Below are 21,874 nucleotides of genomic sequence, written 5' to 3'. Positions count from 1 at the left end.
TTTCTATGGCATGTGCCCAGTAGTTAGTTGAGCCACAAGCTTCCATAACAACAATCGAAGGCTCTAAATTAGCAAAGTACTCTTTGATATTTGCACGTTTAAGTTTTCTCTTTTTTAGAACCTTGCCTAAGTGAGATAACCAAACTAGGTGGAAAATGTTCTTGGCGATATCTAAACCTATTGTTACTTTATTCATGTGACTCTCTCTGCTTTGTTTATGCGAAAACTTACCCCAAACTAATATGGCGCATTATGACGCCGATGGGGAGTGGAGAGAGTCCATTCCATTAATTCATCTTAACTTCTTCCCAATTTGAAGGAGTCAAGTCTGACACATTTTAAAAATTCGTTTTGTGCAGATACAAAGTCATTCCAAGCCTCACTACAACTCTCAACAATATCTTCATAACCTTTGAAACAACGATTCGCTAAATGATGTTGACGCAGCCAACTCCATACTTGCTCTACTGGGTTCAGCTCTGGTGAATAAGGAGGGAGTTTGATAATGGAGACATTATCAATATCAGTTACCAGTGATCCCTGATGCCATCCTGCGCCGTCCATTAACACAACAGCATGCCGTCCAGGTGCTGTCTTCTCAGATATTTGTTGCGAGTGCTGTTTCATAACACTCATATTTACCCATGGTGTGATGAGTGCTTCAGTCTGCCCCGTGCTTGGGCAAACAGCGCCAAATAGATAAGCATAATCAAACTGTTGTTGTTTGACTGCTCTAGGCCGAGTTCCCTTTTTTGCCCAAAGGCGTGTCGTGGTGTTTTGCTGACCAAATCTGGCCTCGTCTTGAAACCAGATATCCACGTCATTCAGGTTGATAAATAGCGGGATCGTTTTGATCAATTCCGTTTGCAGTTTTTTTAAAGCCCTGCTGAACTTGTTCGGACTGTTTCGGGTGGCGAGAGCGGCTAGTTATCCAGCTAAAGCCTAATTTTTCCAATAATTTATAAATCGCATTAGGGTAGTAAGAGACGTTAAATTCAGATTCAATGTATTGCTTTATACGATACGCTGTCAGCCTACCACCGTTGTCATTTTGACTGTACTTTTCAATATACTGGCAAAGTTGTTTCTGCTGCGTATCGTTTAGATAACAACGTTTACCGATAGGTTTTTTAGCGTCAAGGCCAGTAAGCCCCTCATTAAGGTAGCGCTTTACCCACTCATTTACCATTCTTCTGCTGACATGCAGCATGGCAGCAATTTGCGTTTTATTGTGGTTATCACGCGACCGCTAAATAACGGATCTTTTTACGCGCGTCTTTTTCTGATTTAGCTAACTTGAAAAGTTCGGCAGAAGTATGAGTATTCAAAGTTTATTTGTCAGTTGGAAAATAAATACAATTAGATCACAAATCATTACGGAATGGTATAATATCTGCCGAGCAGTAAGCGGAGTAAGACTCTATAAACCCCATCGAAAGCGGAGTTTGGGACGAAATGTCTATCTGGTTGCCTATGCAATAACGATACAGCTGCTGTATTGACTGGGCATCTTTTTAATGGTATTCGGCTTACTACCACTATCAAAACGCTGAAGCATATATCCAGCGCTCAACATCTCAAGCTGACCATCTATTTCCACAAGCTTTAATGCAACGTTGCCTAGTTTACTAAACTTGATATCGGCCAGTTTTACCCCAGGCATCAACGAACCCAATATTTTTATAAAGGAATATTAAGAGCGTAAAATACTCAAAATCACACGTCAAATTTGAAACAAATTTAATTATAAGCAAATATTTATACTTGGAAGGAAAAAATGAAACGAATTATCGGAGAAATTTTTAAATAAGGAAATAAAAACCCCTGTAAAAACAGGGGTTTTTATAGTTTATCCACAGTAAATGAAACGAACTATTTATTGATTGCAGGTATCTTTTAGACCTTTACCCGCTTTGAACGAAGGAATGTTCGCAGCTGGGATCTGGATTTCAGCACCAGTTTGTGGGTTACGGCCAGTGCGAGCAGCACGCTCTTTTACAGTGAAAGTACCGAAACCAACTAAAGCAACTGAACCACCTTCTTTCAAAGTGTCCGTTACTGCGCCAGTGAATGATTCTAGAGCGCGAGATGCCGCTGCTTTTGAAATTTCTGCGTCTGCCGCCATCTTTTCAACTAGTTGAGCTTTATTCATTATTAGATTCCTATAACTTTATAATTTGCCTAAGCAAAACCTATGTTTATGCATTTTGCCTTTGTGTGCAACCCCAAAATTGATAATTTAGACTAAATATTTATTATTTTGTGCTGTTTTAGCTCAAAGCGCACAGTTTGAGACCAAAAGCTATCAATTTGCGTGTCCACGCGCAAGGTTTGTACCTAACAAAAACCGATTAATACAAATAATAATATAAAAGCCAACACTCCACATTGCCCCAAATGTCGGCCAAAAAACGTACCAAGGTTGGTGTATTGTCAACACATCAAAGTTCGCAGCGCCTAGATAACTGGGCGGCGCACACACTGCAAAAAGTAAAATTTGCACAGGCATTGGTAAGGTAAGCAATTTAGCGAGTGCTTTATTTAATGTTAACAGCAGCGCTATCCAAAGTACCCACAGCCAAAGAGGGATAATCGCCTCTCCTTGATAGCTCATTAGACTACTTTCAACCGCTATACGCTCAACGAGCACACCTATCACTGAGCCAACAAATGCCAATGTCATGTTCAACCGTCTGTTTGAATGCCCCAACAACATTATCACGCAGCCCGCTGTCATAAACCAAAGTGCCTGAGACTGAAAGAACAAAGCTGAAAACCAAACACTTTGGAATATCAGCGCGTTAGTAATCCAATGCTGCAACACAATCATTTGACTGATATCCGGGTTTTCTAGCAACTAGGTGAACAGCACTGGTCGCTCGACGCTTAAACGCGCCTTCGCAATAGCACAAGTAAAACTCCCACAAACGATAGAAACGTTCATCAAATCGCTTGCTATCCAAAGATGGCCAAGACTTTTCAAAGCGAACTCGCCAATCATACAAAGTTCTTGCGTAGTGAAGCCCTATGTCATGTAGCTCATGTACTACCATGTCTGTTGCGCTTGAGATTTGTTTACTCATCTCGGTGACTGAAGGCAAACATCCGCCCGGGAAAATATATTGTTGGATAAAATCAGATTGCTTTAGATAGTGCTGATAACGTTGACACGCGATGGTGATTGCTTGGATCAACATGGCACCAGACGGCTTTAGGAGTGCATCGCATTTCGCAAAAAAGCCAGAAAGATATTCATGTCCTACGGCTTCAATCATTTCAATTGAAACCAATTTATCGTACTGCCCTTGTAAGTCTCGGTAATCTTTCTTCAATAGAGTAATTTTATCATCAAGTCCTTCCTCTACAATTAACTTCTCCACATAAGCGTGTTGCTCCTCAGAGATTGTTGTGGTCGTTACATGGCACCCGTGGTGTTTAGCAGCATAAATAGCAAAAGCCCCCCACCCAGTGCCTATCTCAACCACTTTGTCAGTGGCTTGTAAGTCTAGTCGCTCACATATTGCAGCGAGTTTATATTGCTGTGCCTGCTCAAGTGTCGCCTCTTTACTGGGGTAAACAGCACTAGAATAAAGCATTTCTTCGCTGAGAAACGACTCGTAAAGGTCATTTCCTAAATCGTAATGAGCTTCAATATTACGTTTTGAACCTTGTTTTGAGTTTTTGTTCCTAAAGTGCTTAAACTTGTGTGCGATACTAGATAAAACCGCAAACTTTCTTTCAAAGGCATCCAACTGCGCTTGGTTAAGCACGAATATTTCTATTAATGCTGTTAAATTAGAGCAGCTCCAATGACCCAAAATATACGCTTCTCCAGCGCCTACGCTTCCTCCGAGCGCAAACAATTTATACATTGCGGCGTCGTGCACCACAACTTCAGCAATAAGCTCTGAGTCCGTTGAGCCAAAGAGATGTCGGTTACCGCCTTCGACAAGCACGACCTTGCCAGACTCCAAGGTATTTAAAGCGCCGAAGACGAGCTTCTTGTATAACTTATCTAGCGTGCTGAGTGATATTGATGAGGTGATTGTTGTGGTGTTTTCCATCTTAAACTCTTCCCGGATGCCCAATGAAGGGTACCTTCTTTAAAAATAACTTTAACGCTTGCCAATAGATACCCTTTGCTATACTCCACGTCATCGCAGGAAAGCGACGTAACAAGCGGTTGATGTTCTTGTTAGTCAGTGCCTGCTTTTTCAACGCCAAAGTCGCATCGAATAGCAATTCGTTACCTTTTCTGTTCTCTATATGGATAACTGTGGTTTGTCCTGGCGGCTTTACTTTCCAGTGATAACGCATATCCAAATTCATAAAAGGTGATACGTGAAAAGCTTTTTCAAAGTTCACATCTTCATGTAAATCAACTGAATAAAAATAGCGCTCGTTCCAAGGCGTGTTACTCACCTCTGCAAGCATATGACTGAAGCCTTGTCCGTTTTCATGCTCAAAGAAGTAAAAATTCACTGGACTAAAATAAATACCAAAGCAGCGCATTTGTGCCATCAGATAAACTTTAGTCGAGTCTGTTACAGGTCGGCCTAGTTGTTTAGACTTTAAATAAGCACGTTGTAGTAAGCTGCCTTCACCATCTTTGATGTAGTCCTGCTGATTAAACTTGAGCAACTTTAAGCCAGAGGAGCCAAACATTGACGAGATCCCGTTCAGGGACTCTGCCTCATGTAAGTCAATCCACATCATATACATCGGGTAAGAAAAAGCATGATGAGCGTGCGCAAAACGCCTATGTCTCACTCTCCCTACCAAGATGGCGCTGTTCAAAATTCAACTCCAAGCTGCCTTGCAACATCTACAGCACTTTTGACACCATCTTCGTGAAAACCGTTAAACCAATAAGCGCCACAAAAATAGCTATGATGTTTGCCATCGATCTCAGGCTTTCTTTTTTGTGCATCAATGCTGGTCGTGTTGAAGACCGGGTGATGATATACAAATCGTTGGATCACTTTGCTTTCATCAATGCCACTATCATGGTTTAGTGTGACACAATATTGATGTTTTGCGTCTAGCCCTTGAAGTATGTTCATTTGGTAGGTCACGACTGCCGCCTTGTCGGTCGCCTCGTTTAGCAAATAGTTCCAACTCGCCCATGCCGCTTTACGTTTAGGCAGCAAGCTTGTGTCGGTGTGAAGCACAACTGAATTTGCCGTATATGGAATAGCGCCAAGAATTTGTGTTTCTTGTTCCGACGGCGAGGCCAACAATTCAAGCGCCTGATCGCTGTGGCACGCAAACACCACCTTATCAAACTGTTCTTGGTGACCATCCTCAAATACCAAAGTCACGCCATCATCGTCGCGTTGTACGCTTGTGAGTTTGGCATTCAGAACAATATTCTCACGGAACTGTTCCACTAATGGCGCGATGTATTCTCTGGAGCCACCAGGGATCACATACCACTGTGGGCGGTTAGCAATATCCAAGAGACCATGATTGAAGAAAAAGCGCACAAAGAACTTAGCCTCGAAGTCGAGCATCTCTTTGATACTTGTAGACCAGATTGCCGCCCCCATCGGTAGGATGTAATGCAGTTTAAAAAATTCATTAAAATTATGATGGCTTAAGAGCTTACCTAATGTTTCGACGCCATTATAGTCATCACGCTGGTGTAACTCTTTACATACTGTATTGAACCGAACAATATCTTTTAGTAGCTGCCAAAACTTGGGTCTAAACAAGTTGCGTTTTTGGGCAAATAGAGTCCATAGTGAGTGCCCGTTATACTCAAACTCTGTTTGGCTGTTGTGAACGCTGAAGCTCATTTCCGTTGGTTTTCGCATCACGCCTATTTCTGAGAGCAGTTTTTCAAACTTAGGGTATGTTCTGTCATTAAATACGATAAAACCGGTATCTATTGCGATTTTTTCGCCATTGTTTTCTACATCAATAGTTGCCGTGTGACCACCAATATAATTATTTTTTTCAAACACTTTGATATCGTGTTTACGGTTCAGTAAATACGCAGCAGTCATACCTGAAATGCCACTACCAATGATTGCAATTTTAGCCACGGGCTATCCTTTTCGCGAGAGGCAACCATAAAGAAAATGGTAAAAGCCTAAGAAGTTTCAAAAATATGGTAAATCGTCTGGGAAAGTGTATTTCCCTTTTGCGCTTAGAGATCCCCGCGCTTATGTATCCTACTGCGTCTTCAACGCTGACTATACATGGCATCGGGAAATCATTTTTGTCTGTTAGCGGTGTTTCAACAAAACCTGGATGTACAACTGTGACGTCCACACCTTTTAAAGTAACAGAAAGCGTTCTAGCTAGATAGCTGAGTGCCGACTTTGACGCGCCATATGCTTCAGCACGAGGCAATGGCAAAAAAGAGCTGCTAGAGCTGATGATACATAGCTGACCGCCTCGTTTGATTTTGGGTAGAATAATGTCTAAGCAATGTCCTATTGAAATCACATTAATGGTCATGATCCGTTCAAAAAGGTGGCCGTCAAAGTCATTCGGATTGTCAATATATTCACAACCGCCAGCATTTAGAATAACCAAATCTAGCTCATCAAGGTCGGCAAACTGACGCTCTATTTCTTCACGCTTCGTTAAATCAAACGCTTTCGTTTTTACGCCACTCTCTTGTGCTAGCGAACTAAGAATCTCAGTATTTCGCCCACATGCCGTAACGGTATCGCCCTGGTTAGCATAATATCTGGCCAACCCCTTACCTATGCCTGATGTTGCACCCGTGATTAGTACATGTTTCATCCAGTCACCCTCTTATCAAGCATACGAATTATGTTGCCAAGTACAGGAACCTGACGGTATAACATTTGTGCGCTATCGAAATAATCTCGGTGGTAAGCAACTTTATCACCTTTAAAGCTCAATCTACTGTGCCCATCAACATCAATGGTCTTTCCACCATTAAGCTTTGGATGACGATAAGACATTATCCAGTAAATAAAGCTAACATCATCAGACTGGTAATCGCTTGTCACCGTAAAATTGATGTCAGCAACATTTTCATATAAAGCTTGAAAGTACAGTGTTAACTGTTCAAGTCCTTGGATGTGATGGAGCGGATCTGTGAAATTAATATCGTCTGTATAAATCTCTGCTAGCTTGTCTAGACAATGCTTGTCGATTTCGTTATACACTGACACAAATCGCTGGGTTTTGTGATCCATACCTTTTATACCTTAAATGCCTCAAGCGCTCTTGCTCTGGCTTCTTTGTGATCCACAATTGGTGCACAATACTGACCGCCAAAAGCCGACAAATAGTCGTGCGGAAAGTGGATGTGCTTAGCTGGAACGTTTTTCAATTCAGGCACATAGGTACGAATGAAAGTACCATCAGGATCAAACTTTTCACTTTGCGTAATAGGATTAAATATTCGAAAATACGGTTGAGCATCGCATCCTGTACTTGCAGCCCATTGCCAACCACCATTATTACTCGCTAAGTCCCCATCAATAAGTTTAGACATAAAGTAGGCTTCACCTTGACGCCAATCGATCAATAGGTGTTTTGTTAAAAAGCTAGCCACTATCATGCGTAACCGATTGTGCATCCATCCAGTTTTGTTTAGTTGACGCATAGCCGCATCTACAATGGGATAACCTGTTTGACCTTCACACCACAATTGAAACACCTCGGGAACTGACTGCCATGCAACAGCATCGTATTTTTCGTTAAAGTTAGAGCCTTTGCATAACTTAGGAAATGCAACGATTAGGTGTCGATAAAACTCACGCCAAATTATTTCATTTATCCAACAAAACTCCGGTTGGCTAGGCCTCTCTAGTACTTCAGGGTTATCGAGTTGGATCTGGGTTAGTAATTGCTTAGGTGAAATAATGCCAAGTGCAAGATATGGACTTAAACCTGAAGTTCCCTTGATTGCAGGGAAATCTCTATCGCCCTGATAGTCTGTCAACTTATCTTTAATAAAACGATTAACAACTGCCACGATAGATTCATCATCAACCGGCCACTTCTGTGATTCCATGGTCATTGCAAAAAAAGATGGTGTAGTAAATTCACCGGCGCTGCGCTTTTCAAGTGGCCAATGTTGAAAGTTAAAGCGCTGATCTGAAAATAACTTGAGCCACGCTTTCTTGAATGGCGTAAATACTTTGAACATTTCACCAGAGCCCGTCAGCACGGTACCCGGGGGGGCAATTACATCTCCATCAAAACATGTCAGTGAAACCCGCTTAGAGCACTCATTGTCGCGTGCAATTTCATTTACTTCATATTCTTTGTTTGCAAACAGACGACTGATGTTATTTTCTTCACAAAATGCGCTGAGCCGCTCTGGCAGCTCAGTGAACATGCCCGCCTCAATAATATGTAGCTGGACACCAAACTCGCTCAATAACACGCCAAGCTCAACCAGCCTCCGCTCCAATAAGTCTATCTGGATAGACGCGGTATTGTGTTGTTGCCACTGTGGCTTACAATAAAAAAAAAAGCGCATCTCGTGCGCCTTCATTTATGGCTTCTATCAAAGCCTCATTGCCGTATACCCTAAGGTCACGGCGAAACCAAAAAGCAGTTTTCATGGTTAAATTCCGAATCTTAAGCGCAACTCGTTGGGGTATGGGTCAAAGTAGACTTGACTCTGCAAGTAGGCTTTGGGATGTACTGTTAAATGATGCTTTAACAATGTAAGGGGAACATAAAGCGGCACTATACCCTTACGATACTCTTCAATTGCCGTACACATTTCTTGCTTCTCAACGCTCGACAGCTCATTTTTGAAATACCCTTGTAGGTGAGTCAACGTGTTAGCTTGATTTTTTCTGTTTGCAGGCTTTTTGAGCGCGGTCATCAAACCGCTTATATATTGCAACTTGAGCGTTTCAATATCTAATTGCTTGCCATCGCCCAACAGCCTTCCCAAATTTTTGTATGCCTGATAATTGTGACTCATCAAAAGGTACTTATGCTTGGCGTGAAACGTAGTGATTTCATGTAAGCCAACGTGTTCCTGACTGACTAATTCTTGCCAGCTTTTATAAACAAACACACGCATAACGAAATTTTCTCTGAGGTACATATCGTTGAGACGGCCATTTTCCTCACAAGGTAGTAATGGATTGTGTTTCATAATTTGCTCGGCGAACACACCGATACCCTCAGAGGTATTGCCCGTACCCGCTTCGTTATATACCTTCACACGCTCCATGCCACAGCTTGGGCTTTTGGCGCAAAATACAAACCCCGATAAATTGTGAGCCTGTGACGTGGCGATTTGCTCACCATACGATTTAAGTTTTGGCGCTACATCTTCAATGCCGTCAGGGCGACTTACCTTGATGATGTCACCGACCCTGATTTGTCTAATGGTAGGTCTTGGAATTGGGAGGCCTATAGCAACCTCCGGGCAAAACCTAACATATTCAACGTGTTCTGCAAATTCATCCATACAAAAGTTCGAACGCTTATGGCCGGAATCAAACCTTACTTTATCACCGGCCAAACAAGCGCTAATACCAATTTTTATCGAAGATGAAAACTTCATACTGAGAATTTTTCCTTAATAAATCAGATTACCAATTGGATTCAGCAACTTACTAAGCCCTTTATTGAAGTGTAGCGCACTGCTGACGACAGTAAAGCACAGACAACCTGATTTCGTACGGGGCGAGTGATTATGTTGGCCGTCTTGCCAAATAAAGTCTCCGGGCACGTATTCACCGGACTCGTCAGAAAAATCACCGTCCAATAGCAAAGTGATCTCAAAACCGGTGTGAGTATGCTCAGGGATCTCACCTTCCGCTTCTATTTCTAGCAGGCTTGAACGCAACTCGCCATCTTCAAGCAACAAGCGAGAACGCGATACTTTCCCCACGCCAGAGAACTTTGTTCTATCAATATTGGCTATGGCTCGTGGTAGTTGCACATCACGTCCTTGATAGCTGAACTTCGGCTGAATGTAGTCGTGTACTTCGTCAACATCGTCAGTCAACGCAATCGATTCCATCAGCTGTATCATATCAGCGTCCAAAGAAGACGGCTCTACGTCGTTGAATTGTTGGCTTGCTTTGGCTTCCTCTAATGCTTGGGTTTTCTTTTGACAGCAAGGACAAAGCTCTACGTGTGCAGCAATCGCGACGCTAATACTTGCGGGCAGACTGCCCTCAACAAATTGTTCTAATAATGATTCATTAGGGTGATGCTTAATCATGCTTGATCTCCCAGCTCTGCGCGAAGCTTTTGTAGTGCTAGTCTTAAACGAGATTTCACCGTGCCAACCGGAATATTTAAATGTTCAGCCAGTTGCTCCTGTGACATTTCTTGAAAATAAACCCCTTTGACAATATCACGTTGGGCAGGTGGTAGCTTGTTAATGTATTTTTGTATTTGAGCAGTTTGAAGGTGGTCTTTGAAGCCTTCATCGTCTGTTTGAGAATCTTGAATTATCGGCCAGATGTCTTCGCTTATATGCTCTTCTTTGTTGCTCTTCATCTTGCGTAAAGCATCAAAAGACGCGTTTCTCATCACCGTATAAATCCATGTCGTCGCAGCTCCCTTATCGTGGTGATACAAATGGGCCTTTCGCCATACCGACGTCATGGTGTCTTGCACTAACTCCATTGCTTGTGCTTCGTTACCAAATTGCTTCACTCCAAATCGTTTAATTTTAGGAGCAAAATATTCGAATAAATACGCGAAGGCCTTTCGATCCCTGCTTGTCGCGACTTTGACTAGTGCGTCTGACAACGCTTGTGAAGGAGTATCTTGCACTGCTTTGCGAGTTCCTGATTTAACGTTGCAATCAATTGATTGCTGTTGGCCTATCATAGCTCACCTTCCTGATTATACTTACTACCGTGCTTTACGATATGAAGCTGAGAATCGATCACTTTTATTTTTCATCTAACACAGTATGTAAGAATTCGGCTACCTGTTCAAATGTCTGGGCTTGCTTTATTTTTAGCTTTTGTGCCATCGATATCGGCAAAATCTCCAACCACCTGTACGCAACCCAAAGCGGCTCTGAAAAACGCTTGTCTTTGTATAAATCGTCCAGTATTGGATTGGCGATGAATACATTGCGAAGTTTCTCCTTTAGGGTTCTATCAATTAGCTTAAAAGCCTTGTCATTACACAGCCACGGTGGCCCTTCTATCTCGCTACATCCTCCATACCTAAGACCTTGGTGGTCAACCTCAACGTTACTGATCGAAACTCGTTTGACTGCCTCAACATCTATCAATAGTTGGCCATCTTCACCTTGAGAGAAATCCACTATTTTCACGTGAACCCCTTCATTTTGTATATCTTTAGGCGCCCCCTCCACGTCAGCGCACAACACAAAACCTTGATTGGTTTTGGCCGCTTCTTTCACCATATATAAGTAACGTTGCTCGAAAATCCGCAAGCGGGTAAAGCCACCCGGAAGCAAAAATATCGGCAATGGAAATAAAGCTAGTTTCATAATTCCCGTTCAAATACTCAAAAACTAACGATAATTACGGCTATGTTATTTATCTGGATCAGTTGAATATGAAGGGTTCTAAATTTGTTACTCCCAAAAACATTGCTTTGCAATGAGATTTGTGCCTGAAAAGGTCACACCCTCACCTTCTAAACGTTGTTTTTGTTCTTGAAATTTATCGCTATCTGATGCAAATGAAATGCGCCTTTGACTATTCACTACCCGATACCAAGGCAGAGTCGATTCTGGTGGTAAATGTTTAAGTAACTGCCCTACTTTACGGGCATGGTTGGGAAAACCGGCTAAACGTGCGACTTGCCCGTAAGAGGCTACTTTTCCTCTTGGAATGGCACCTATCACGGTAAACATTCTTTCTGCTAGTTCATGTTGTTCGATGGTCTTCATATGCTTTATTCAACGCTTTTAGTTGATCCCAAAAATATCTAGCCACTGGCCCATGATGAGAAATATGTAGGCGAAAAGCATGGATCTCTGCTTCAAACTCGTCCTTTCGATCGTTAACACGTACACGCTGTAAAATACCAGAGTCAATTTCCTCACGGCAAAAGTTAAGGCCGATAAGCGCGTATCCCATGCCTTGTAAAAGGTATCTTTTTATCGCCAACGCATCGTCTAGTTTCATCACGTTTTTACTATTGCCATACGCCAGACGTTCGCTGTCAAAATTAAATTTACTCTCTTTCATCGCAAGAGACGGGTAATTAGCAAGCTCAGCAAAGCCCAACGATTGTGGCATGTAGCCATGTAATGAGACTAGACCGAGTTTAATTTTCCCTATCGGCATGGTTTCAAGATCGCCTGTTGAATGAAATAAATCAAACCAAGGGCCTATACCCAGATTTGCGGCTCCTTGAGTAACCTGCTCTAGCGCAAAAAAGCGCTTACCACTTGAAATGTTCATTTCAGTCGAGGGAAACTTCATAAATGCACGTCCTAGTACTTCATCAATTTGGTGTTGATAGACAATTGGCTCGTAGCAGATATTAAAGCTTGGCTCATTACCAGCCGCAAATTCATTCGCGAGTAATGAAAGATCTCTATGATGATTTAATAATTTTTCAGCCTCGAAGTAAAATCGGCGGCCTTGTTCTGTCAATATATTACGGTATTTCTCACGCTCAAACAGCGCAAATCCCATAGATTGTTCTAATCTTTTTATTGATTGCGAGACCGCTGGCTGCGTTTTATGAAGCTTATTTGCAGCTTCGGTAAGACTAGGTGCTTCAACAACAGTACAAAATACTGCTAAGTCTGAAATCTTCATAAATAAATCTTATGCAGTAGAGAATGTTTTATAATTTTTATTTTATAAGTAATTCTATTATTCTGCACGCATTATAATTAACGTTGTCATGGAGAACAAAATGTTAAGAGTGTTTTCTGGGCTTGTATTGGCTACTTTATTACTGGGCTGCCAAGAACAAGTTGAACAAACTCAAGTAGAAGCCCCAACAAGACCTGTAAAAATCCACACGGTCTCAGATCCAAATAGTAGTACACTACGCAGCTTTCCTGCCGAAGTGGTTGCAAACCAAGGCTCCTACCTCGCTTTTCGTGTCAATGGTGAACTCATTGAGTTTCCTGTTCTTGCCGGCCAAGACGTGCAAAAAGGCCAATTGTTGGCAAAGTTAGATCCTGAAGATTTCAATCTCCAATACGAGCAGCGCAAAGCCCAATTTGAACTAGCGAAAGCGCAACTCTCAAGAATAGAGCCACTCTACGAAAAAGGCATTGCGACTAAAGCTGAATTTGATAAAGCTCTAGCGGATAAACAAGTAGCAGAATCGGCATTTAAAATCGCTAAAACGAATTTGGAATACAGTGAACTACGAGCACCTTTTAGCGGTACAGTTGCAAAAGTATTTGTAAAAAATTACGAGAATGTCGTTGCAAAACAAAATATTCTTCGCTTAGAAACCCGCGATATGATGGACGTTGTTATTCAAGTGCCAGAGCGTATTGTTGCGCGCGTAGACAAAGATTCAGACTACAAGCCAACGGTTGTTTTTGATGGTTATCCGAGTAAATCATATCCATTGACAATTAAGGAGTGGGATACACAAGCTGATCCTGCAACGCTTACTTATAAAGTTGTTTTTAGTTTGCCTATTCCAGAAGATTTTAACCTTTTTGCTGGCATGACAGGTCATGTTTATGTCGACCCAAGCAAGATAACAAACAAAGACAATACGGCAATCATTATCCCTAACCAAGCTGTTTTTTCCGATAAAGAGCAAAACCCGGATGAAAACAGTTATGTCTGGATTTACCACAACGACCAACAAACGGTAAGCAAACGCAAAGTTACTGTAGGTCAGCTCAATCACACTGGGATAGAGGTAACTTCTGGTCTTGAACCTGGTGAAAAGATCGTCGCAGCTGGCGTACATTATCTACAAGAAGGTGCGAAAGTGAGACCTTGGACGAAAGAAAGAGGCCTGTAATATGAGTTTAGCCAAATGGTCAATTGAGAATAAAGTTATCAGTTGGATGTTTGCCTTGCTCTTACTGATAGCAGGTGCAGTATCTTATCTCGGCTTGGGTCAACTTGAAGATCCTGAGTTTACGTTGAAAAAAGCCATGGTTGTGACGATGTACCCTGGTGCTTCACCTCAGCAAGTCGAAGAAGAAGTTACATTTCCAATTGAAAATGCAATCCAATCTTTGCCCTACGTCGACTATGTGACTTCCATCTCATCACCGGGTAAGTCCCAGATCACGGTTGAGATGAAGAGTAAATATCGAAAAAAAGATCTACAACAAATTTGGGATGAGCTAAGACGTAAAGTAAATGATCTAGCGCCCAAACTCCCTCCGGGAGTCATGACACCCAGCGTTATTGATGATTTCGCCGATGTATACGGAGAGCTATATGCCGTGACAGGCGAAGGCTACTCATACGACGAGCTAAAAGATTATGTGGACTTTTTGAAACGAGAGTTAGTTTTAGTCGATGGCGTAAGTAAAGTGACCGTGGCTGGTGAGCAGCAAGCCCAAGTCATTGTTGAAATATCAACGCAGAAACTATCCCAGCTTGGTATCCCAACAAGCCACATATTTTCTTTACTTCAAGCGCAAAATACTGTTTCAAACGCGGGTAAAATCAGAGTTGGAGATGAATCAATCCGACTCCACCCAACAGGAGAGTTTACAGATGTCTCTGAGCTTGAGGGATTACTCATTTCAAAGCCTGGTGCTAAAGAATTAATATATCTTGGGGATGTAGCAACCGTTACTCGTGAATATGCAGAAGTCCCCAATCACATCACTCGTTTTGCACAGCAGCGCGCTTTATTAGTGGGTGTTTCTTTCACGTCTGGCGTTAATGTGGTTGAAGTGGGTAAAGAGATCGGCCGACATTTAACCCAGCTTGAATATCAACGACCTTATGGTATTACCATCAATACGGTATACAACCAACCTACCGAAGTGGAGACCTCAGTTGATGGCTTTATCATCAGTCTGGTTGAAGCGGTTGCTATCGTTATTATTGTGCTACTTATTTTTATGGGCGTGAAAAGTGGCATATTGATAGGTGGTATCCTACTCATAACCGTGCTCGGTACATTTATTTTTATGAAGATGTTCGCCATTGACTTGCAACGGATCTCGCTTGGTGCATTAATCATAGCGCTGGGAATGTTGGTAGATAACGCCATCGTTGTAACCGAAGGGATCTTGATAAATATAAAACGTGGACAATCAAAGCTCCAAGCTGCGGTTAATATTGTAGAGCAAACTAAGTGGCCGCTTCTTGGCGCAACTGTGATTGGCATTACCGCCTTTGCACCAATAGGATTGAGCTCAGATGCAAGTGGCGAATTTGCCGGTTCTTTATTCTGGGTGCTTTTAATATCACTATTGCTAAGTTGGGTTACCGCTATCACGCTTACCCCATTTTTTGCTAATGCCATGTTTAAAGGGCCAAAAGCAAAAGAAAACAATGATGACGCTGAAGATGATGACCCTTATAAAGGCGTAATCTTTACTGTATACAAGTCAATGCTGACGTTTTGCCTCAAGCACAGAGCGGTAACTATTATCTCAATGGTGTTACTACTTGTTGTTGCGGTCGTTGGTTTCAAATCAGTAAAACAATCATTCTTTCCCGCATCGAATACACCTATGTTTTACGTAGATTATTGGCACTATCAAGGTGCTGATATCCGTAGCACAGCGAAAAATGTCGAGAAAATAGAATCATTCTTACTTGCCGATCCACTTGTAAATGAGGTCACCACAACGATTGGCCAAGGTGCACCTAGATTTATGTTAACCTACTCACCAGAAAAGCAGTATGACGCTTACGGCCAGCTTATTGTCAGAGTAAAAGACAGAGATGCTGTTGTCAGTATGATTGCGAAGTTGCGTGAGTATGAAAATCAACACGAACTAGACGGTCAACTAAAAATTAAACGAATGGAAATAGGCCCATCTACTGATGCTAAAATTGAAGCTCGTTTTTCTGGCCCAGACCCTGTTGTCTTAAGGCAATTGGCGGAAGAAGCTAAAAATATAATTCGACGAGATGAGAAAGCATTTAACATTCGAGATAACTGGCGTCAGAGAACTAAGCTCATCCGCCCACAGTTTAACGAGCTTAAAGCAAGACGCTTGGGGATCAGCAAATCCGATTTAGATCAGTTATTACTTTCTTCAGTATCAGGTAGTAAAGTTGGTTTATATCGAGATGGCACTCAATTACTACCAATCATCGCTCGTTCGCCGGAAGAAGAGCGGCTAAATGTTGAAAACTTGGGTGACCTACAAATATTTAGCCCAGTTTTAAGTGTTTACGTTCCGGTTTCCCAGATCGTAGATGATTTCAGTGTTACATGGGAAGATAGCCTTATCATGCGCAGGGACAGAAAACGCACAATTACTGTTATGGCGGATCATGACGTTATTGGTGATGAAACTCCTGCAAAACTGTTTGCACGAGTCAAAAGCGATATTGAAGCTATCGAGCTTCCTCAAGGCTATGAGATGCAATGGGGCGGTGAATATGAGTCATCTAGTAAAGCGAAAACTGCAATTTTTGGCTCGCTACCAATTGGCTATCTTGCTATGTTCATGATCACTGTATTGCTATTTAATTCAGTGAAGAAACCTTTAGTGATATGGTCAACCGTGCCACTTGCCATTATAGGCGTAACTGCCGGACTTGTTTTATTGCAAGCCCCTTTTAGTTTCATGGCATTACTCGGGTTGTTGAGTTTATCAGGAATGCTCATCAAAAATGGGATTGTACTGATGGATCAAATTAATATTGAAATTGAATCTGGTAAGTCTCCATATCAAGCTGTTTTTGATTCTGGTGTGAGTCGTGTAAGACCGGTTTCAATGGCTGCTATTACGACCATCCTAGGCATGATCCCACTGCTATTTGATGTGTTCTTCCAATCGATGGCTGTTACCATAATGTTTGGTCTTGGATTTGCTACTATATTAACCTTGATTGTACTTCCTGTACTTCACTGTGTGTATTTTGGTATTAAGCAACCAGACGCTTAAAATAAAAAGCCCCTTGATAAACTGTCAAGGGGCTTTACGTTCAAATTGATTTCTTTGACACACTACTTTTTAGTTTTATTTAAAGACAGCGTACCCTTCACTCTGTTAGCGGGTTTACCACTGTTTTTCTGACCAGGTTTGCGTGTTTTACTACTTCTGCCTTTATCAAAAGGGTATTGTTTTCCCCGTGTTTTACTCTCTCTTTCTTTATTTTGGCCCGATTCACTCGTTTTGGTATTCCGGTTTTGAGGGCGCTTCTGCAACTTTACTTCGTTCGACTCATCATCGTTTCGGTTGAACTTATCGCTAACTTTTCCTGCACCCGCCCCCGCTGAGGCTTCTTGTGTTTTAACCGAAGATTCCGTAGCTCGATTAATTTCGCGCATTTCTTGCTCGCTGAGGTGACGCCATTGGCCGCTGGCAAGTCCGGTAAGGTCGATATTCATAATTCGAATACGTTTTAAACTCGTTACTTCAAAACCGAGGTATTCGCACATTCTTCTTATCTGACGATTTAGACCTTGAGTAAGTATGATAGTAAATGACTTTATGCCAGTTTTACGTACCTTACAGCGTTTAGTTACCGTGCCAAGGATCGGAATGCCCGATGACATACGCTTTACAAAACGCTCATCAATTGGTTTATCAACAACCACCTCATATTCTTTTTCATGGTTATTTCCAGCTCGGAGAATTTTGTTTACCATATCCCCTTGATTAGTAAGAAATATTAGCCCTTCTGACGGTCTATCTAAACGCCCAATAGGAAAGATCCTTTCTGGATAATTGATAGCGCTCACAATATTGCTTTTAATTTTTCGCTCAGTGGTACAGGTTACACCAACCGGTTTATTGTAAGCGATAAAGACCGATTTTGGCTTTGCTTTGAGTGGTTTATTATCAATAATAATGGTGTCAGCGTCTGACACTTTAGTGCCCATTTCTGGTAGCGTGCCATTTACTTTAACTCGGCCAGAAGCAATTAAGTCATCAGCTTCTCGACGGCTGCAAAATCCTGTTTCACTGATGTATTTATTGAGGCGCTTTTGTTCTGTCACAATAGGGAACCACATAGAGTAAAAACGATTATTGTAATCGCTTAATGGCCTTTACACTACCGGATTTCTAGTTTTGTCGGGTTTTTCTCAATAACTTTGGTGAAAATTGATACCGCGCGTCTGGTTTATCAATTAAGCTCATGGCTTTGTAGTCTATAGAATGCCAATTCTTTGCAGATTTAATCCAATGATAACTATCGAGATTTTCTTTTGTCAGCACCATCAGATCAAACGCTAACTCTGAATTATTTTGCCAGTAGGAATGGCCATTATGATGATCGTAAATCGAAACGAGTGCCCATGCCCCCATCATGAAATGTCCACCTACAGAAGCATGCAGATCATCATCTCTAATTAGTTCAAATGTATCATTTAACCAGTCAAACCCGCCAAAAACTGCACGATTATTATTCTCTCCAGCAGCAGTAAGTGCGCCCATTGCCATTAAATCAGACGCGCACCAAATAAGGTTTGTTTTAGGATAACGAGATAACAACTTTTTTGTCTTTTCGAACGCTTGCTCTTTTGACCATCCAGCATATACCGTTTGCTGTAGCGCCACCCCAACCTCTGCAAAAAAACGACTTGCACCACCACTTCTAATGTCTGACTCCGTACCATAATGCCCATTGATTGCTACTGGATATATTTCTTTATGACCCTTTGATTTTGCTTGAAGATAAAGTTGTTTTGCTAGATCGTAGCCCGCCTTATCGTTGTCGTGATGCAGCTCACCTAACCAATATTTGTATATTTCTTTTGGGTTTCCAATCGCAAGCTTCTCTGGTCCCGATATTGTCTGTTCTAACGTAATATGGTTGATTTCATACTTTTCTAAAAGTCTAAGACTCTCCTCTGCACCACCGGGATAATTAATTAAAATAACATAGTCAGGTGTGGCACGATAATTCAAATATTTTGTCAATTCTGACAATTGGATTATTCTGTTTCCTTCGCCATAAATCACATTAAGGCGTATACCCAGTTGCTCGGCGGCAGCTTCTGTAGCGCCTTGTACACGATGCCAAAAAGGCTCACCGGGTAAAGAAGGATTAACAAACAGTACGTTAATAGAGTCAGCCGCACTTACCTTTACACTGCAAACCGAGAATGCCATAGCAACAAACAGTTTTTTAATCATGACCATCCCTTCGTAGCGTTAACCACTTAAGTAGCTTTTCTAGCGGGCCTTGTTTTAAGACCTTAAAGTACAGATTCGCAATAACTAGCTGAAGTATAGTCGCAACCACAAAAGCAGCGAAGTAGTCCACTCGATCCCACTTACTAATCGCTTCAGGTTGAATGAAATGAAAATAGCTAACAAAGATAATTGATTGTGAGATATAAAGGGTGAGTGCCAATCGCCCCACAACTTGCATCGTATATAATTTATACCTACTTGCTCGCATTACTGATTTAATCACCACAATATAAAATAGAGCCACTGGTATAGCTAGTAACCAGTCAATCCCTTCAAAAAAAGCAATACCAACCTTTCGTTCAACGACAAATCCAACAAATGAAAGTACAATAGCTAGAACTGCATATAAATTAATTTTCTCTGTCGGTTCACGCGTATTTAACTCAAATAAGCCGTCTTTAAAAAGTAGCATACCGAGCAGCATTAAACCTGCGGTGTACCATAAAGTAATAACTGGAATAAGCAGACTAACAATAATGAAATAAAGACCATTGTTTACAACAAGCTGCCAATAAGTATTCGGCACTCGTTGTACAAGCTCGAGGTATTCTGGACTGCTACGGTTTATGCTCGCTTCAGGGTCAACAAGCAATAGTAAACTCAATAGCAGTGCCGGCAATACGATAAACCCTGCCGTATAACGTATTAATTTTGCACGCTGAGCGTCTATAAATTTCAAAGCGACAAAACCACTTAGGGCATAATTAAAAAGAATATCGCCGGGCCATATCAACACACCATGCACCATGCCAAAAAGCAGCAGCCATTTGAGTCTTATTTTTGCTTGTTCTGATGAACTGGCATTAGCCACTTGGACGCACAGTGCTGCGCCGAACAACATTGCAAAAAGAGAGCGAAATCGACCGTCAAAAAAAATGCTATTCACCATAGCAAAAAAGGGGTCTAAATGATGAGCAGGACTTGCAGCTACATAACCCAGTTCAAAGTTGGCCATGTGCACTAGATTCATGGAAAGCAACCCGAGTAGCGCAAAGCCTCGAATTGCATCCATTGCGATAATTCTTTTCATTAATACACGCGATTTTTATACATATCAGCCCAGTTTATCGCAGCAGCATGAAAATCAGGAAGGTTTTCATCTTTATAATTCAAATAACTACAAGCGTCCTGTAATGTCCACCAGCTGCCCGATTCATAGGCTTTCACAATATTTAAAATATAATAAAGCGTATTGGGCTTGCCAATCAGCGCATCATGAAGTTGCTCAGGAAAGGGCAATTTATTTACTACCTGCTCCATAGGTTTATCAAGTATTGCATCCAGTAACGAGAATAGACCGGTCATAAAACTCATATTTGCCAAGCCAGGAGAGATCTGTTGAGCAATAAGCTCGCAAAAACGCGAACGAACTATCGACAACCGAGTTAACTCCGTTGGCTTCCCCTCTGCCACATGGGCAGTCATGATTAAATTAACAAACTTTTTGACTCGTTCGTTACCCAAATAAACGAGCGCTTGCTTCAACGATTCAATCCGGCTCTTAATTGGAAATACTCCTGAGTTAATTAATCTCAGCAGTTTGTAGGCTAGTGCAGTATCTTGAGCAAATAACTCAGCCAACCTCGTTATACTCATATTTGACTTTAACGCTTCTTCGTAGATAAGCATCACAATGACATAATTAATTGAGATATCTTTATGCTCTATCATTTTAGGTTTAGCAAAAAAGTAACCTTGGAAGAACTGGAAGCCCATTTTTTTAGCTTGTTCAAACTCTTCTTCAGTTTCTACCTTTTCCGCCAGTAGCTTAATGTTTTTTCGAGCTTTGATCATATCAACAACCGGCTCGATAGAGTCGAGTGAGTTTTCCATGACATCAAATTTGATCAATCTAACCAGCTTCAAAAAAGGATCCCAATCTTTTGAATACTGAAAATCGTCCAACGCTAACCTAAAATTACTATGAAACAGCCCCCTAATACGTTCATAGTTCTGTTTTGTTGGAGGAATAGTCTCGAGCAACTCTAAAATGACATCATTGGCTGGCAGAAATTCACAAAGATCTTGGCGCAGCGAATCTGGACCAATATTAATTAGCGCTTTCTTCCCTGAAGTGAGATTTCGCATACCGAGGTTAAGTTGATTATTCATTATCAGCTTGGCTGTCGCTGCATCATCTGCAATATTGGGAAAGCTATTTTTTACACCATCGCGAAACAACAACTCGTATGCAACAACTTGTTTTTTACGATTAAATATGGCTTGGCGAGCCACAAAAACCTTCAAACAAAAACTCCTTTGTAGCCAAAGTGACCATTCGCACTTTTGGTTTACTATTTTTTAGATTTTAACCCTTTATGATGATAAAGAAAATCAAACTAAGCTATTAAGAATCAAAATAATAGCTTAAAAGATAATGCAATTTGGAAAAAAAGAAAGGCTGAAGCCAGCTTTTGCTGCCTTTTGCCTAGAAGGTTGATTAAGATTCGTGCTAATTTGCGATGAGTGAATCCAACTTTAAACAAAAGAGTCCTTACTCGCAGCCACCCTCGTCGCTAGCCAGGTTATATTTTTGGTAAACGTTCACTTATCTTCGAGTGTGCTCGCCAGTCTGCAAATGCGCAACGTAATTAATAGAACTGAGGGAAGGATTAGTTATACCAATTTGACTAAATACTT

At 41.5% G+C, this 21,874-nt stretch carries 20 protein-coding genes and 3 pseudogenes; 2 read left to right on the top strand and 21 right to left on the bottom strand.

What is annotated here, in order from left to right; translation table 11 throughout:
• The 17 genes and pseudogenes from D9603_RS19385 to D9603_RS19305 form a co-directional block, all read right to left on the bottom strand.
• Positions 1-196 (bottom strand): annotated as a pseudogene (locus D9603_RS19385) (IS110 family transposase); the annotation flags it as partial.
• A 101-nt stretch (positions 197-297) separates the two neighbouring features.
• Positions 298-1,328, bottom strand: a pseudogene (locus D9603_RS19380) (IS630 family transposase).
• Positions 1,329-1,471: 143 nt separating this feature from the next.
• The gene (locus D9603_RS19375; RefSeq protein ID WP_128732541.1) at positions 1,472-1,663 is read right to left on the bottom strand and encodes a hypothetical protein; all 192 of its coding nucleotides are present in this window, start codon (positions 1,661-1,663) and stop codon (positions 1,472-1,474) included.
• Between the two features lie 213 nt (positions 1,664-1,876).
• On the bottom strand, positions 1,877-2,152 hold the full coding sequence (locus tag D9603_RS19370; RefSeq protein WP_128732540.1) for an HU family DNA-binding protein: 276 nt from the start codon (positions 2,150-2,152) through the stop codon (positions 1,877-1,879).
• A gap of 153 nt (positions 2,153-2,305) precedes the next feature.
• On the bottom strand, positions 2,306-2,830 hold the full coding sequence (locus D9603_RS19365; RefSeq protein WP_128732539.1) for a DUF2878 domain-containing protein: 525 nt from the start codon (positions 2,828-2,830) through the stop codon (positions 2,306-2,308).
• Positions 2,802-4,064, bottom strand: a complete 1,263-nt coding sequence (locus tag D9603_RS19360) for a cyclopropane-fatty-acyl-phospholipid synthase family protein (protein WP_128732538.1) — start codon at positions 4,062-4,064, stop codon at positions 2,802-2,804. Before D9603_RS19360 ends, D9603_RS19365 begins: the two co-directional genes overlap by 29 nt.
• A gap of 1 nt (position 4,065) precedes the next feature.
• Entirely contained in the window at positions 4,066-4,770 is a 705-nt protein-coding gene (locus tag D9603_RS19355; protein WP_241651723.1) for a DUF1365 domain-containing protein, read from the bottom strand.
• A 23-nt stretch (positions 4,771-4,793) separates the two neighbouring features.
• Entirely contained in the window at positions 4,794-6,047 is a 1,254-nt protein-coding gene (locus D9603_RS19350; RefSeq protein WP_128732536.1) for an FAD-dependent oxidoreductase, read from the bottom strand.
• Positions 6,040-6,756 carry an SDR family NAD(P)-dependent oxidoreductase gene (locus tag D9603_RS19345; protein ID WP_128732535.1) on the bottom strand — a complete coding sequence of 239 codons (717 nt, stop codon included), beginning with the start codon at positions 6,754-6,756 and terminating at the stop codon, positions 6,040-6,042. The genes D9603_RS19350 and D9603_RS19345 overlap by 8 nt, the downstream gene beginning before the upstream one ends.
• Positions 6,753-7,178, bottom strand: a complete 426-nt coding sequence (locus tag D9603_RS19340; RefSeq protein WP_125253144.1) for a nuclear transport factor 2 family protein — start codon at positions 7,176-7,178, stop codon at positions 6,753-6,755. Before D9603_RS19340 ends, D9603_RS19345 begins: the two co-directional genes overlap by 4 nt.
• Positions 7,179-7,183: 5 nt before the next feature.
• A pseudogene (phrB, locus tag D9603_RS19335) lies at positions 7,184-8,558 on the bottom strand (deoxyribodipyrimidine photo-lyase).
• Between the two features lie 2 nt (positions 8,559-8,560).
• The gene (locus D9603_RS19330; RefSeq protein WP_128732534.1) at positions 8,561-9,520 is read right to left on the bottom strand and encodes a DUF523 and DUF1722 domain-containing protein; all 960 of its coding nucleotides are present in this window, start codon (positions 9,518-9,520) and stop codon (positions 8,561-8,563) included.
• A gap of 15 nt (positions 9,521-9,535) precedes the next feature.
• Complete coding sequence (locus D9603_RS19325; RefSeq protein WP_128732533.1) at positions 9,536-10,186, bottom strand: ChrR family anti-sigma-E factor; 651 nt, start codon at positions 10,184-10,186, stop codon at positions 9,536-9,538.
• On the bottom strand, positions 10,183-10,803 hold the full coding sequence (locus D9603_RS19320; RefSeq protein WP_128732532.1) for a sigma-70 family RNA polymerase sigma factor: 621 nt from the start codon (positions 10,801-10,803) through the stop codon (positions 10,183-10,185). Before D9603_RS19320 ends, D9603_RS19325 begins: the two co-directional genes overlap by 4 nt.
• A gap of 64 nt (positions 10,804-10,867) precedes the next feature.
• A complete protein-coding gene (locus tag D9603_RS19315; protein WP_128732531.1) occupies positions 10,868-11,440 on the bottom strand; it encodes an LON peptidase substrate-binding domain-containing protein in 573 nt (190 codons plus the stop codon).
• Positions 11,441-11,527: 87 nt separating this feature from the next.
• On the bottom strand, positions 11,528-11,845 hold the full coding sequence (locus D9603_RS19310) for an MGMT family protein (protein ID WP_128732530.1): 318 nt from the start codon (positions 11,843-11,845) through the stop codon (positions 11,528-11,530).
• Positions 11,823-12,725: a LysR family transcriptional regulator gene (locus tag D9603_RS19305; RefSeq protein ID WP_128732529.1), complete on the bottom strand. Its 903-nt coding sequence runs from the start codon at positions 12,723-12,725 to the stop codon at positions 11,823-11,825. The genes D9603_RS19310 and D9603_RS19305 overlap by 23 nt, the downstream gene beginning before the upstream one ends.
• A gap of 100 nt (positions 12,726-12,825) precedes the next feature.
• Between D9603_RS19305 and D9603_RS19300 the strand changes: the two genes are divergently transcribed.
• Entirely contained in the window at positions 12,826-13,905 is a 1,080-nt protein-coding gene (locus D9603_RS19300; protein ID WP_128732528.1) for an efflux RND transporter periplasmic adaptor subunit, read from the top strand.
• 1 nt (position 13,906) lies between these two features.
• The gene (locus D9603_RS19295) at positions 13,907-16,975 is read left to right on the top strand and encodes an efflux RND transporter permease subunit (protein ID WP_128732527.1); all 3,069 of its coding nucleotides are present in this window, start codon (positions 13,907-13,909) and stop codon (positions 16,973-16,975) included.
• A gap of 62 nt (positions 16,976-17,037) precedes the next feature.
• On the opposite strand, the gene rluF is transcribed toward D9603_RS19295, so the two are convergent.
• From rluF to D9603_RS19275, 4 genes are all read right to left on the bottom strand, one after another.
• Positions 17,038-18,033, bottom strand: coding sequence for a 23S rRNA pseudouridine(2604) synthase RluF (gene rluF / locus D9603_RS19290; protein ID WP_128732526.1), 996 nt, complete (start codon positions 18,031-18,033; stop codon positions 17,038-17,040).
• Positions 18,034-18,100: 67 nt separating this feature from the next.
• Positions 18,101-19,174 (bottom strand): ABC transporter substrate-binding protein, encoded by a 1,074-nt coding sequence (locus D9603_RS19285; protein WP_128732525.1) that lies wholly within the window; start codon positions 19,172-19,174, stop codon positions 18,101-18,103.
• A complete protein-coding gene (locus tag D9603_RS19280; RefSeq protein WP_241651722.1) occupies positions 19,167-20,264 on the bottom strand; it encodes a DUF418 domain-containing protein in 1,098 nt (365 codons plus the stop codon). Before D9603_RS19280 ends, D9603_RS19285 begins: the two co-directional genes overlap by 8 nt.
• Complete coding sequence (locus D9603_RS19275) at positions 20,264-21,481, bottom strand: HDOD domain-containing protein (RefSeq protein WP_125253156.1); 1,218 nt, start codon at positions 21,479-21,481, stop codon at positions 20,264-20,266. Before D9603_RS19275 ends, D9603_RS19280 begins: the two co-directional genes overlap by 1 nt.
• Positions 21,482-21,874 lie beyond the last annotated feature (393 nt).

This window comes from Pseudoalteromonas sp. PS5 (assembly GCF_004103255.1).
GTDB classification, from domain to species: domain Bacteria; phylum Pseudomonadota; class Gammaproteobacteria; order Enterobacterales; family Alteromonadaceae; genus Pseudoalteromonas; species Pseudoalteromonas peptidolytica.
Note: the sequence above shows the minus strand (reverse complement) of the source record. Positions and strands in the feature narration are given on the sequence as shown.